Annotated in this window: 14 protein-coding genes; 1 reads left to right on the top strand and 13 read right to left on the bottom strand. The window is 37.3% G+C overall.

The window, feature by feature from the left end; genetic code table 11:
* Window positions 1-9 precede the first annotated feature (9 nt).
* Window positions 10-300 carry a hypothetical protein gene (locus V7068_RS19580; RefSeq protein WP_499714190.1) on the top strand — a complete coding sequence of 97 codons (291 nt, stop codon included), beginning with the start codon at window positions 10-12 and terminating at the stop codon, window positions 298-300.
* A gap of 52 nt (window positions 301-352) precedes the next feature.
* On the opposite strand, the gene V7068_RS19575 is transcribed toward V7068_RS19580, so the two are convergent.
* From V7068_RS19575 to V7068_RS19515, 13 genes are all read right to left on the bottom strand, one after another.
* The gene (locus V7068_RS19575; protein WP_499714176.1) at window positions 353-1,054 is read right to left on the bottom strand and encodes a pseudouridine synthase; all 702 of its coding nucleotides are present in this window, start codon (window positions 1,052-1,054) and stop codon (window positions 353-355) included.
* A 252-nt stretch (window positions 1,055-1,306) separates the two neighbouring features.
* The gene (locus V7068_RS19570; protein ID WP_127759067.1) at window positions 1,307-1,531 is read right to left on the bottom strand and encodes a helix-turn-helix domain-containing protein; all 225 of its coding nucleotides are present in this window, start codon (window positions 1,529-1,531) and stop codon (window positions 1,307-1,309) included.
* Between the two features lie 6 nt (window positions 1,532-1,537).
* Window positions 1,538-2,350 carry an HAD family hydrolase gene (locus tag V7068_RS19565; protein WP_499714175.1) on the bottom strand — a complete coding sequence of 271 codons (813 nt, stop codon included), beginning with the start codon at window positions 2,348-2,350 and terminating at the stop codon, window positions 1,538-1,540.
* A gap of 11 nt (window positions 2,351-2,361) precedes the next feature.
* Window positions 2,362-3,471, bottom strand: coding sequence for a cysteine protease StiP family protein (locus V7068_RS19560; protein WP_499714174.1), 1,110 nt, complete (start codon window positions 3,469-3,471; stop codon window positions 2,362-2,364).
* Between the two features lie 20 nt (window positions 3,472-3,491).
* The gene (locus tag V7068_RS19555; protein WP_499714173.1) at window positions 3,492-4,871 is read right to left on the bottom strand and encodes a phosphoribosyltransferase family protein; all 1,380 of its coding nucleotides are present in this window, start codon (window positions 4,869-4,871) and stop codon (window positions 3,492-3,494) included.
* Window positions 4,865-6,052, bottom strand: coding sequence for an HpcH/HpaI aldolase/citrate lyase family protein (locus V7068_RS19550; protein ID WP_499714172.1), 1,188 nt, complete (start codon window positions 6,050-6,052; stop codon window positions 4,865-4,867). Before V7068_RS19550 ends, V7068_RS19555 begins: the two co-directional genes overlap by 7 nt.
* A 59-nt stretch (window positions 6,053-6,111) precedes the next feature.
* Window positions 6,112-6,885 carry a TerC family protein gene (locus V7068_RS19545; RefSeq protein ID WP_499714171.1) on the bottom strand — a complete coding sequence of 258 codons (774 nt, stop codon included), beginning with the start codon at window positions 6,883-6,885 and terminating at the stop codon, window positions 6,112-6,114.
* A gap of 57 nt (window positions 6,886-6,942) precedes the next feature.
* Window positions 6,943-7,521: a TerD family protein gene (locus V7068_RS19540; RefSeq protein WP_499714170.1), complete on the bottom strand. Its 579-nt coding sequence runs from the start codon at window positions 7,519-7,521 to the stop codon at window positions 6,943-6,945.
* 87 nt (window positions 7,522-7,608) lie between these two features.
* Complete coding sequence (locus V7068_RS19535; protein WP_127759060.1) at window positions 7,609-8,193, bottom strand: TerD family protein; 585 nt, start codon at window positions 8,191-8,193, stop codon at window positions 7,609-7,611.
* 77 nt (window positions 8,194-8,270) lie between these two features.
* Window positions 8,271-8,888, bottom strand: coding sequence for a TerD family protein (locus V7068_RS19530; RefSeq protein WP_252288959.1), 618 nt, complete (start codon window positions 8,886-8,888; stop codon window positions 8,271-8,273).
* Window positions 8,889-9,275: 387 nt separating this feature from the next.
* Entirely contained in the window at window positions 9,276-10,598 is a 1,323-nt protein-coding gene (locus V7068_RS19525; RefSeq protein WP_499714169.1) for a sensor histidine kinase, read from the bottom strand.
* Between the two features lie 279 nt (window positions 10,599-10,877).
* A complete protein-coding gene (locus V7068_RS19520; protein WP_499714168.1) occupies window positions 10,878-12,173 on the bottom strand; it encodes an ammonium transporter in 1,296 nt (431 codons plus the stop codon).
* A gap of 2 nt (window positions 12,174-12,175) precedes the next feature.
* Entirely contained in the window at window positions 12,176-12,583 is a 408-nt protein-coding gene (locus V7068_RS19515; RefSeq protein ID WP_499714167.1) for a hypothetical protein, read from the bottom strand.
* Window positions 12,584-12,735 lie beyond the last annotated feature (152 nt).

Genomic DNA, 12,735 nt, shown 5'->3' with positions numbered 1-12,735 from the left:
GAATCAACGATGTATGAACTAGATCAAGTTGAATCAGATATATATGAATATGAAATAGATCGTCAACCACCTCAAGCTCAAGGTATCGAAAGAAGATTACGGGAATTAGAAAGAAGAGATGAACAGCAATCACGAGAAATCAATCGCTTGAACCGAGAAATTACACGTATTAATCGTGAAGTTACTCGTCTTATCCAGAGTGATGAGCGTCAAAATCGCCGATTAAACCGATTAAATCAACGTCTACGTGCCGTTGAAAACCGCTTGAACATTCCATTTAGTGCACAAGATGGATTCTAATACTAATTAGCAGCAAAAGTTTAATCTCTTTTGCTGCTGTTTTATTCCATAGTTAAGTAGCACTTTCCTTTAACTGCGATAGAAGCGTGTATAATTCTTCATCCGTCAGATCTCGCCATTCCCCTTCTTCTATGCCATCTACATGAATGTTCATAATTCTAATCCGCTCAAGACGAACCACTTTATAACCAAGTGCTTTACTCATTCGTCTAATTTGTCGATTTAATCCTTGCGTTAAAATAATCCGAAATTGATAATCATTTATCCGAAAAACATGACATGGCTTTGTCCTTGTTCTAAGAATCTCTACTCCATTAGACATATCTTGAATAAACTCGTCTGTAACCGGCTTATCTACTGTTACTACATATTCCTTCTCATGCCCATTCTCTGAACGCATTATCCTATTAACAATGTCCCCATCATTGGTTAATAAAATCAACCCTTCAGATGCTTTATCTAATCTGCCAATCGGAAAGATACGTGAAGGGTAATTTACAAAATCCATGATGTTGCCTTCTACATGTTTGGCTGCCGTACATGTAATTCCAATCGGTTTATTTAGAGCAATATAGACTGGTTCGGCTTTCTCAGGGATGCTTTTTCCATCAATAAAAACAACATCACCAGGACTAACCGTCACTCCGGGTTCACAAATCACACCATTAATCGTAATTCTCTTCGCTTCAATCAAACGATCTGTTTCCCGCCTTGAACAGTAGCCTGTCTCGCTAATATACTTATTGATTCTCATCTGTTTTCACTTCCATTATAAATACTACAGCGACAATAAACTTCATTCATGCAACAAGCTTGTTATTAAGACGCTATCGCTTTTTACCCCCGCACTTAACGGAGAGTAAGACCCCCACTGATGGAAGTTTCACTTTATCTACATGATTATTAAACATAGATTCTGCAAAAAAAGAAGTGGTGACTCCCATTCTCTCTTGAGTCACCTACTTTTCTATAAATATTTACTATCCATATAAGTCCAAATGCTTTACTATTCTCTCTTTAATTTTCTTTCTTCTAACGTACCAAATACATACGCCATACCATCTTTCGTCACAATCCAATCTCTTCCCATTTTCTTAATGGTCCCTTTAGGAAATTGATCTATCCTTTTTCTTAACGTGGAGCTATCTATTCCCCATAATTTACAGGCATCCGCTGAGCCCATAATCGGCAGCTTATCTAAATCGGGTTTTGCTAAACTAATTTTTCCCATCTGTTATCACCTAATTAATGTTGTCTTACTCTCCAGAAGCTTCATAAGCAGCTCCTCGGTAAAAGCCACCCCTCGTCCGTTTAACCACGTTACTTTCGGAGCGCTGGGCATCGTCTCAAATATTTCTCCATGTAACGGACTATAGCCAATATTGGCTTCTTTCATCATCAAATAATCCATGAAAGAATCGCCTGCCGCAACATGTACATCATAATCATCGATATACTCTTTTACTCTTTGAACAGCAAAGGCCTTATCTACTTGTTGAGGAAGGATGTATAACTTTCTTCCATGTAAAAATGTTCTCCAGCCCATCTTCTGTAATTCTACTTCAAAAGCCGCTAGCTCATCGTAAGGAACTGCTTCTTTAACAATCTGAAATACATAGAAAAGGCCGTCGACATACGACTCTCGCAACACCCATGATTCATGCCTAATGGTAGCAAAGGCTTGCAGCATATCTTCCTTTGGCAAAGAAGTCCTCACAATTCTTGCATGGAGCTCTTGATGCCAATCTTGATCAACGACTCCGTCTATAAGGATTGTACCACCATTACTTGTTACTGCAAATGGGGGCTTAATGTCGTTCTGAAAAAGATGAATTCTTTTATACAGATGCAAGGCTCTTGTTGTAACCGGAACAAACAAATGATTCTCATGAAATGCATTCAATAGTTTAATGGATTGATAAGACATAAAAGTAATAGAACGCTCATCCACCATTTCTACACAAGCCGTTTCGCTTTCTATAGGATACTCAGTCATCATTCTTTCAGAATAGATTAACGTTCGATCTAAATCAGAAGTAAATAGTATCATCCGATATCTCCTTATAATTCTTTAATAATGCCACAGCAAGAATATGACATGTCTGTAAATTCTTCTACCTGAACATTTTTATCTTTGGCTAACAATAAAATATGCGTTAAATCATTCGAATAATAAGGGTTGATAAGAATTTTCCAAGGCACTCTCCGAAGCAGCACCCTTGTCGTTTCTCCTACTCCCGGCTTTACGAAATTTGAATTCTTGATAGAGAATATTTCTTGAATGCGTTCCACAGACTGAGCACCTTTCCAAGATGGTGTTTGGTCTTCATTCGCTAATTCTACTAACCTTTGTTGAATATCTTCTATTACATGAGCAAATTCCGCAGCAATACAATCTACATATAAGTTGGACACATCCACATCTTTCAGTTCTCGATAAAACTTCGTTCCATGAAAATCTCCTTTTTCCATAAACGATTCATTCCATACCGTTCGGCTGACAAGTCCTGATACAGTAGAATTTAAACAAGCCGAAGGGATTAAGAAGTCCTCTCTTGTTCCATATATATCGACGCAATGCCCAGGATCAGCCAACACAGCAAGACTAGCATTCAATTGGTTCGAATGTGCAGTATTATACTTCTGACATGCACCCTTCAATTCTTTTGTAATGGCCCCTTTTCCCGTCCAGCCATCTATAAATTGAATATCAGCTGCTGCATGATGAGCAAATATATAATCAATCGCTGTCTCATCAATCCCTCTGCCTCTAATAATCGAAATCGAGTAATGAGGAATCTCTACTTGATGGATAGCTTTGAAGTAGCGTTTCACTAATACACCAATAGGTGTCCCTGCTCGTGCTAAACTGACTAAAACTAGATTGTTCAATCCACGTTTTTCTTTAATTTGTTCTGCTACAACTCCAATGGCTATCGCAATCCGTTTCGAATAGTGATTCAATGTACGATGGAATAAGGAAATATACTGCTCATCCGGCTGGTACTCCATTGGCAGCATTTCAGAATAATGGGTGCCGGATTGAATAAGCGCCTCCCGTTCTTCAGTTTTTATCTCTAACTGATACTTACTAATATCTCGCAATAAAAAAACAACATCGTCTACACTATAACTCCCTATTCGATCCGGTCGAACTCCCGCTTGTACCATTCGCTCCCCTCCTTAAGCAATTACGAGCAGATGTCTGTCATCATCACCACTGTAATCGTAGTAATATTCGTTCGTTTAAGCTCTTCTACCAAGCTTCGTATATCGTCTTCGGAATGCATGCGTTCGACTAAAATGATGAGCTCATCATATTGATTTTGTTTAATATTGTATAGGAAATTCGTTGTTCCTGTATTTTCTGGACTATCAAATGTGAATTTCTGTTGAATGGTATATGATTCTATATTCCTCTGATAAATCGGACTGCGGGTTGTAGATTGAAAAAATACATCTTCCCCTAACTGAGCAGCTATTTTCATAGGAACATACATAAATTCTCCCGTGCCAATAACTAACGTGCGGCTCCCTTTCCGCTGTTTTTTCACGGATTCTGCAACGGCTTTTAACTCGTTTGAATAGAGGGATTCCTCCGCTCTCGTCAATCCGAATCTTCCTGTCGCCAATAAATAAGGGGAACGATTAACTGTTCCATCAGTGGAAATAGATGTTATTCCTTTTATCTCACTCGTTTTTACATCGTTATCAGAAGAGAGGAAGGAAGTGGTTGGTTCAAGATATGAAGAATGAATGGACTGATTCTCTTTACTTAAAACCGGTTCTCCAAAGACTGTAATCATTCCATCTAATAAAGCCACGGTATGAATCGTAATATTCAACTCTTCTTCTAATTGCTCATATCTTTCTCGATGCTCCTGTGATCTCCAATCTAAAATAGACACAACAGTAAATCGTGTTTTCTGAGGATACTGCGCCTTCATTGTTCGAATAATGTTAATGGCTGTTTTCCCTGTCGTAATTTCATCATCAACGAGTACGACTTCACTATCATCATCAAAAAAGGCGGAATCCGAGGCATACACCCTATGACTCGTTGCATGTGAATGTTCTTCCTCAAAATTAATAACAGACGTTAATTCTTGAATCTGTTCTCTTGTCGTATGAATATACTTTGTCTGCTCTCCAAATGCGCTAAATACCGCATGACCTAAAGCTGTTGCAGTTTCAGCAAATCCCATCACGGTAAGCGGTTGATCTAACAAAATAGGCTGACGTTCAATATCTGCTAGTACTTCTGAAAGACGGCTTTTGGTCTGCAAAGCATGAACAACTGATTGCATGCGCGGATCCTTCACCCCATGCACAAGTTCTACATAGCGCATAGCGAGCAGCTTCCCTACCACCAATGGGATATTGGGATCCACCGCTAAATGTTTACCTAATACTTTGCTAACAAATAGAAAGCTTCTCCGTTTATTAATCCGCGTTGCCATTTGAAACAATTGAGATAATTCAAATTGATATGGATTTTGCAACACATCTACTTCAACCGTTAAACCATCCATAATATGATATACTTCTTTAGAAGCGATCGTTTCTACCATTTCTTTGCTCCTTCATTAAATTGTTTTTCTTCTGTCATTAAATGAGTAAACGTTTGGCCTTTGTTATATACACCAAATACTTTTGCTTGTAGCAAAATTCGTTTCGCCCAAGAAAAGTGCGGTTTCATTTCATTCATTTTATTAGCGTACTCACTTTTCACAACTCCTACTTGACCATCGTTATAATCTAGTAAACTGGTTGCATCAAGATAATCCTCATGGCTAACAACATATAATGAATGAACAGGCTTAATATGTGTCGGATGAATGACCGTTTTACCAACAAAACCATTTAATTGATCCAGCATCACTTCATTTATTAAGCCATCTAGATATGGATTACTCCTTGGATTATTAGAAAAGAACTCCCACACTGGGCCTGAAAGCACGAATCCGCTGCCATTTCGATTAAATAGATTCATAATATCTGTTAAACAATCGCGAATGACTAGAACATCATAAATGCTTGTATTTACCTTCCTTCTAATACCGTATAATCCGCAAAAATCTGTGGCTCCAATTCGAATATTTAATATATAAGCTTGATAAGCTTCTAATAGCTCTTTAATTTTGTTTAACGTTGAGATTCTCGTTTCTTTATACACAATGTCTGCTGTCTCTAACACTGGCATACCATACAAAACCATATCTTCTGAATTATTGTTCTTTAAAATCTCTAAATAGTCTTTCCCTGCTTCATACGAAAACTTTGGAAATACATATCCAGTCAATACACGCTGAAGCCTTCCTAATTGTTTCGTCATCCTCTTCATTTGCTGCGGGCTTCTTACTCGAATAAAAATAAGAGGCAACTCTTCTACCAATACTTTTTGTTCTTCTACAGCTCGATTAATGTTTGAAATATGCTGAATAAGCATTTGCTCCGCTTCCTCTAGTCGACTATCACCAACAGCATCTTCTAAATCAATGACGACAGAAGTAAGCTCTCTATACTTCTTTGTCACTAGCTCATCTGCAATGCTCTCTCTAAGAGCTGGCATATACAAAGTAGCACCTAGCGCATAAGCTAGCGTTTCCCGTTCTGTATATTTAGTAAAGGGCTCCGGTTCTTTATAGAAGATTTCTATTTTTCTTTTGGCCGATTCAACCTCAAAATGTTTCACAACGAAATCTACTTCCTTCCTATATAAAAGGATGGCTACTGCTGAAACAGTAGCCATCTAGAAATATTCATCCCACACTTAACGGGCAATAATTCCCCATTAATGGAAGTCTTCCTTTATTCTTCTTTTGAAACAGCCGTTTCTTCTTTTACTACTCCAGCATTTTTTTTATGAATGATAATCGTAATAGCAAATGCTAGAACAATAATGGCAAAAAACACTTCATGCGGCAAATGGAAGCCAAACACGCTTGCCATCATTTTAGCAGCAATAATTCCAATCAAAATGAATGCCGTGTTCTCCAGCTCAGGAATTTTATCAATTAATAGTAAGAAGAATCTAGCTACTGTACGCATTAATAAAATACCAATCATTCCACCGAGAAGAAGAACCCATACTTGATCCGAAATAGCAAATGCAGCTAGAATGGAGTCTGCTGAGAAAGCAATATCCATCATTTCCACCATAATAACTGTCGCCCAAAATACGCCGAACGTACGAACTAACCAGCTATTTTTATTAAACTCTTTTGCCTCTCCATCATCATTTCCTTTTTTGCGGAAGTGACTATAACAAATCCAACCTAAATATGCAGCACCTAGTACTTTAATGAACCAAAACTTGACAAGATAGACGCCGATACCGATGAATAAGAATCTGAAGACATACGCACCAAGTAATCCATACATCAATGCTTTTTTTCTTTGTTTTTCAGGAAGATGTTTGACCATAACCGCTAGTACAAGGGCATTATCAGCAGAAAGTAACCCTTCCATAATAATCAATGTCCCAATTAATCCCCATGCAACAGGATCAGTTAAAACATCTGCCCACATTCCCCAATCAAAAAACAAAGCATACGTGCTTAAAATCTGATTAATAATGTCCAAAGGAAATAACCTCCGTAAAAAATGAAATGGGATTACTCCCTATATAAATAAGAATACTTATGCATCTAATCCGTATGCATTTACTAATGCTTGCAATCCGCCTTGGTAACCAGCACCAACTGCACTGAACTTCCACTCACCTTTGTTTCTATAAATCTCACAAAATACAACAGCTGTTTCAATGCTAAAATCTTCGCCTAAATCGAAGCGAATCACTTCCTCGTTTGTGTCTTCATTCACAAGTCTAACAAATGCATTAGACACTTGCCCAAAGTTTTGCGAACGAACCTCTGCCTCATGAATCGTAACCGCAATCGCTACTTTCTCTACATCATTCGGTACTTTCGCCAAATCAATCTTCAGCTGCTCGTCGTCTCCATCGCCTTCACCTGTTCTATTATCACCTGTATGAATGACAGAACCATCCGAACTTTGTAAATTGTTGTAGAAAATAAAGTCATATTCATTGCGGCACTTTCCTGCTGCATTTAATAAAAAAGCCGAAGCATCAAGGTCGTATGCTTGACCTCCATCAAACTGTTTAACATCCCAGCCTAAGCCAATCACGATATTTTGTAATGTTGGATCGTTTTTTGTTAAATCAATTCGCTGGCCTTTACTTAACTGAATAGCCATGATTTATACTCCCCTATCCTGATAATATAGTTTTGAAAAATCATAACTAAGGAACAATGAGTGCGATGCTCATTGTTCCTCTATTCATTACCCTACCTGTAATCCAAAATCATTACATAGAGAAGCTAAACCGCCTTGGTAGCCTGAGCCAATTGCATTGAATTTCCATTCGCCGTTATGACGATATAATTCTCCGACAACGATAGCTGTTTCAATGCTGAAGTCTTCTCCAAGATCATAGCGAATAAGTTCTTCATTTGTATCTTCATTTACAATACGAATGAACGCATTTGATACCATACCGAAGTTTTGATTACGAGCTTCTGCATCATGAATCGTAACAGTAAAAGCAATTTTCTCGATATGAGCTGGAACATCTTTAATCGCTACCTTCACTTGCTCATCGTCACCTTCACCTGCTCCAGTTAAGTTATCTCCCGCATGAACAACGGATCCATTTCCGCCTGTTGTATTATTATAGAATACAAAATCTTCTGGGCCTTTCACTTTACCAGTTGCATCCAATAAGAAGATAGAAGTATCTAAATCGAAATCTTGTCCACCATCATATTTATTTGTATCCCAACCTAAACCAACTAGAACTTTAGAAATACCAGGGTTTGATTTTGTTAAATCAACTTTTTGACCTTTTTGTAGAGAAACTACTGCCATATTAAACGACCTCCTAAATGTTAATAATATTGAAAGACAATTTTATTCTACCCTTAAGCTGTGATAGATTTATGTAATCAAGTATATCGAGCAACGACTTCTGACAGATTACGGTCTTTTGTCCCGTCACCAATCGCATTAAACTTCCATTCACCATTATGGCGATAAATTTCACCCGTCACTAAAGTCGTTAACCCACCATAGTTATCCGTTAAGTTAAAGCGAGTTAATTCCTGTTTCGTTTGTGGATTAACAATGCGAATAAAAGCGTTTTGAATCATGCCAAAATCTTGTTTTCTTCCTTCGCAATCATAAATATTCACGACAAAAACAAGCTTATTATAGCGTTCTGGAACAGATTTCAAGTCAATCATAATGACTTCATCATCTCCGCTGCCGTCGCCTGTAAGATTATCTCCAGAATGACGAACAGAGCCGCAACTGCTTGTTTTATTACCAAAATAAACCAAATCACCTTTATTTACGATTCGGTCATTTTGCAGCAAAATAACAGACGCGTCACAATCGATATTCGCTGTTTTTGCACCGCCTCCAAAAAGCCCGCCAAACAGACCCCCACCTTTAGGAGAAGATTGATTCACAGGGTCCCAGCCTAAACCAACCATAATTTGATTTAAACCAGCATTTCCTTTAGTTAAATCAATACGTTGACCTTTTTGTAGATTAATACTCACTAGCCACTCAACTCCTTACATATTTAGGATGCGCAACCATTCACGCTAGCGTGAACTCGGAACAATCATAACATCCAATTCATAGGCCTGCAACGAAAAGTACTTATAAAATTACATTTCCAAAAATACTTTTCCGCTCTTTTATTTTCCAGTTTATTAACCTATTTCATCGAAAAAATTCATGCTGCTTTGCATCTTCATAACTATATACGGAAGTGAAAAAAAAAGGTTTCAAAAATTTTTCTTTTTTTACGAAAGGTTTCGCTCAACAACGTCCTATAATAGAACCTTATAAAAAAAGCATCTCACAATGAAAGAATTTTGACACAATCAAAACTTTCTCATTGCGAGGTGCTTATATTTCTTGTGCTATACGATACTCTACCTTTAACTCGACTCACCATTTCTAGGAATCGGAATTCTAAGTGTAACAGTTGTTTCATTTATATTAGACTGAATAGAAATATCCCCGCGATATTCCGTTACTAATTGTTTCACGATAAATAATCCTTGCCCTCGTACTTTTCCCTCTTGTACCTTTTTCGTCGAAAAACCGCTTTTAAAGATCTTCTCTCGATTTTTATCCGTAATCATCGGTCCTGTGTTACTTACTTCAAATACATATTTAGAGTCACATACTTTACACGCAACATGCATAAATCGTTCATTCTCAGGAAGCTCACTTGTTGCTTCAATCGCATTATCAACCACATTGGATAACAATTTAATTAAATCCGTTGTTTTAATCCTATCAAATGAGTCATCTGCTATCTCAAATTCCGTCTCGATATTATAATTTTGAGCAGCTAGTCTCTTCACTTCCAAAAGCACAGATAATCCAGGATTATTCACATTTAGATTCATAGAAGTAATTGAGTGAATTTCTTTAGCAAGAGCACTTATATAATCTAATGCCTTTTCAGATTCTCCTAACTTAAGAAGGCCATGGATAACTTGAACATGGTTGGAAAAATCATGCCGTAAAGAACGTACAGAAGCAAGTAATGATTGAAATTCCCAATGATACGTCTCCTCTGTATCTCCTACTTTTGTTTGCAATTCATTTCGATACCATCGATGCATAATTAAAAATGCGATAAGCAGTATAACGACAAACAATCCATTAAAAACGAAGATTGACACGCTGCTTTTTATAACTTTACCGCTAATATTATTGATTTCATCCGCACTAATATCGATGGCTAAGTAACCAATAATTTTATCTTTGTCATCCTTTATTGGAGCTCCAACCGTTAAATACTCCCCATATTCGGGATCTTCTAAAATGCTCGTATAAAACGTACGTCCTTCATAAGCCATTTTAACCTGCTTTTCCGGGACCGTGCACACTCCTCCAATCGGAAACTCTAGGTTATTAGGCATCGCCGCAATCATAGCCCTAGATACTTTAGGATTATCAATATCGAGTGTATATACATGCAAAGCTCCCGTTTTCTTTCTGGCATCTTCTAAATAATGTTTGATTTCCGAATACTCCTGGTTTTTTACCGGATTTTCAAGAAAACGCTTATATGCATCTACATCCAAATGACCGGCTATAGATTTCGCGACTTCCAGCATTTGGTTAGCGCTGGATTTTTCAGCTGACTTTTTAATACTTATTATCGAAGTAAACATATTCAGCATGATGAATAATAACAATAAAAGGATAGAATACACAATTATCGATTTCAGTTTTGCACTTTTCATAGAAATAGTTCTACCTCACCTCTATCAACCATCCGATAGTTAACCTTACCTTTTCATTCAGTTTACTATATTTAAGAATACAGCAACATCCTTTTCCGGAAAAATGCCGCTGCTACATCAATCGCTTTTCTAATAAAACTTTCCTGTTTATTATAATCGTTTATTTCAGATAAGTATATATCCTACTTATCCTATATGTAAAATAAATTTACGGCAAAAAACAGACCCCTAATGATTAACAGATATCAAACTATCAATCATTAGAGGCTCATTTAAGTATCATTTATATCTCTCATCTCGCATCTCTGTTACATCAACTCGATAAGAATAATCTTCTATTCGAATAAACTCATTAGCTGCATGTGTCGCGCGTATGCCATGGTAACTAATATCCAATCCTACCTCTTCCTCTTCATCTGTAGAGCGAATTGGAATCCAAATATTAATGGTTTTAAAAGCCATCCATGTTAATAGAAATCCCCAAGTACACAACACTGTTAACCCTAGAATTTGAACCCCTAATAAGTGCCAACTACCATGTGTAAAAAGTCCACCTTCAGTAGCAAATAGACCTACCGCTATCGTGCCCCAAATCCCTGATACTGCATGTACAGGAAATGCACCTACAGGGTCATCAATTCCTCTTGCTTCTAACCAATTCGTTGCAGCCATCATAAATAACCCCGAAACAGCACCGATGATAATAGCTGCATAATCATTTACAAAGGCACATCCAGCCGTTATTCCGACCAAACCGGCTAAAGAGCCGTTAATAACAGATGGTGCATCTGAACGTCCATAACGAAATAATGTATAAAGAAGAGTGACAGCTCCTCCTGATGCAGCAGAGAGCATCGTCACAATAGCAATATGCCCAATACGTGCATCCGTAGCTTGTAATGTACTTCCAGCATTAAAACCAAACCACCCGAACCATAATAAAAATGCGCCGACCGATACTAATGGTAGATTACTAGGTAAAGCAATAGAACTAGAACCGACCTCAGAGAATTTCCCTTTTCGCGGACCGATTAGGATTGCTGCTGCCAATGCAGCAAAACCACCTAGCGCATGGATGACCGCAGATCCGGCAAAATCCTGCATTCCTAACTCACTTAACCAGCCTCCCCCCCAAACCCAATGACCGGCAATCGGATAAATAAAGGCCGTCATGAGAACGACATATAAAAGGTAGGCCCGGAAATTAATTCTTTCTGCAACAGCTCCTGATACAATAGAAATTACCGCAATAACAAAAGCTCCCTGAAATAGCCAAAATGCATCTATTGAAATATTCAAATCTAAATGTGATAGATCTCCTTTTAATAAAAAGCCGCTCGTTCCCACAATACCTAAAAAATCAGCCCCGTACATCAAACCAAAACCAATTAAAAAATAGCACAGTGTACCAATCGTAATATCAGCGAACACTTTCATAATAATATTCACGCTATTCTTGGATCGAACAAAACCTGCCTCTAGTAGAGCAAAGCCCCCCTCCATCAACAGAATCATCGCTGCTGTTAACACTACCCAAATTGTGTCTAAACCTGAACTCAAAGTTTCCAGTGTCATCTCTAGTTGCCCTCCGTTTCTTGCCACTTTCTTATTTCTTCTATCAAACTAGGCGATAAGACTATTTCCTGTTTATTCGGTTCCGCTTCCAATAAAGAAAGAATGCTATTTAATGTAATAATGTTCTGCTTAATCATTTCAATCTCATTAAATCGTTCTTTTACATTCACTAAGTATTCAACTGCTTGATGATGGCCAGGCGGACGTCCAGTAAAAATCTTTCGAAACGTAGATAAAGATTGATAATAAGCTTCTTCAATTCTTTTTTTCTTCTCAAACATATGGATTTTATATTTAAGCAAATCAATGTCTATTTCTTTTTTATTCTTGATCTCTTTTAAAATTCGAATTAATTCATCTGATGAAACTTCAAAAACAACAGTATTATATAGCTCATCCAAAATTAACATGTTTTTGTTACATCTCCTGACATTAGATGTTATATATAATATTATATGAATAACTTTAATTTGAGTCAATGCTTTAAATATTCTGATTTTAATCTAAGCAATTATATTATTGGAATCATTGTTAATCATTAGAAAAGCCCATCCGTTTGGAT

Source organism: Bacillus sp. JJ634 (assembly GCF_036962285.1).
GTDB classification, from domain to species: domain Bacteria; phylum Bacillota; class Bacilli; order Bacillales; family DSM-1321; genus Peribacillus; species Peribacillus asahii_A.
This window is presented reverse-complemented; position numbering and strand designations above follow the sequence as displayed.

Bases quoted from the DNA above. Each gene is read 5' to 3' on its own strand.
- V7068_RS19520 (WP_499714168.1), bottom strand. From the start codon at position 12,173: ATGACACTGGAAACTTTGAGTTCAGGTTTAGACACAATTTGGGTAGTG.
- V7068_RS19550 (WP_499714172.1), bottom strand. From the start codon at position 6,052: ATGGCTACTGTTTCAGCAGTAGCCATCCTTTTATATAGGAAGGAAGTA.
- V7068_RS19525 (WP_499714169.1), bottom strand. From the start codon at position 10,598: ATGAAAAGTGCAAAACTGAAATCGATAATTGTGTATTCTATCCTTTTA.
- V7068_RS19575 (WP_499714176.1), bottom strand. From the start codon at position 1,054: ATGAGAATCAATAAGTATATTAGCGAGACAGGCTACTGTTCAAGGCGG.
- V7068_RS19560 (WP_499714174.1), bottom strand. From the start codon at position 3,471: ATGGTACAAGCGGGAGTTCGACCGGATCGAATAGGGAGTTATAGTGTA.
- V7068_RS19565 (WP_499714175.1), bottom strand. From the start codon at position 2,350: ATGATACTATTTACTTCTGATTTAGATCGAACGTTAATCTATTCTGAA.
- V7068_RS19580 (WP_499714190.1), top strand. From the start codon at position 10: ATGTATGAACTAGATCAAGTTGAATCAGATATATATGAATATGAAATA.
- V7068_RS19515 (WP_499714167.1), bottom strand. From the start codon at position 12,583: ATGTTAATTTTGGATGAGCTATATAATACTGTTGTTTTTGAAGTTTCA.
- V7068_RS19535 (WP_127759060.1), bottom strand. From the start codon at position 8,193: ATGGCAGTAGTTTCTCTACAAAAAGGTCAAAAAGTTGATTTAACAAAA.
- V7068_RS19555 (WP_499714173.1), bottom strand. From the start codon at position 4,871: ATGGTAGAAACGATCGCTTCTAAAGAAGTATATCATATTATGGATGGT.
- V7068_RS19570 (WP_127759067.1), bottom strand. From the start codon at position 1,531: ATGGGAAAAATTAGTTTAGCAAAACCCGATTTAGATAAGCTGCCGATT.
- V7068_RS19540 (WP_499714170.1), bottom strand. From the start codon at position 7,521: ATGGCTATTCAGTTAAGTAAAGGCCAGCGAATTGATTTAACAAAAAAC.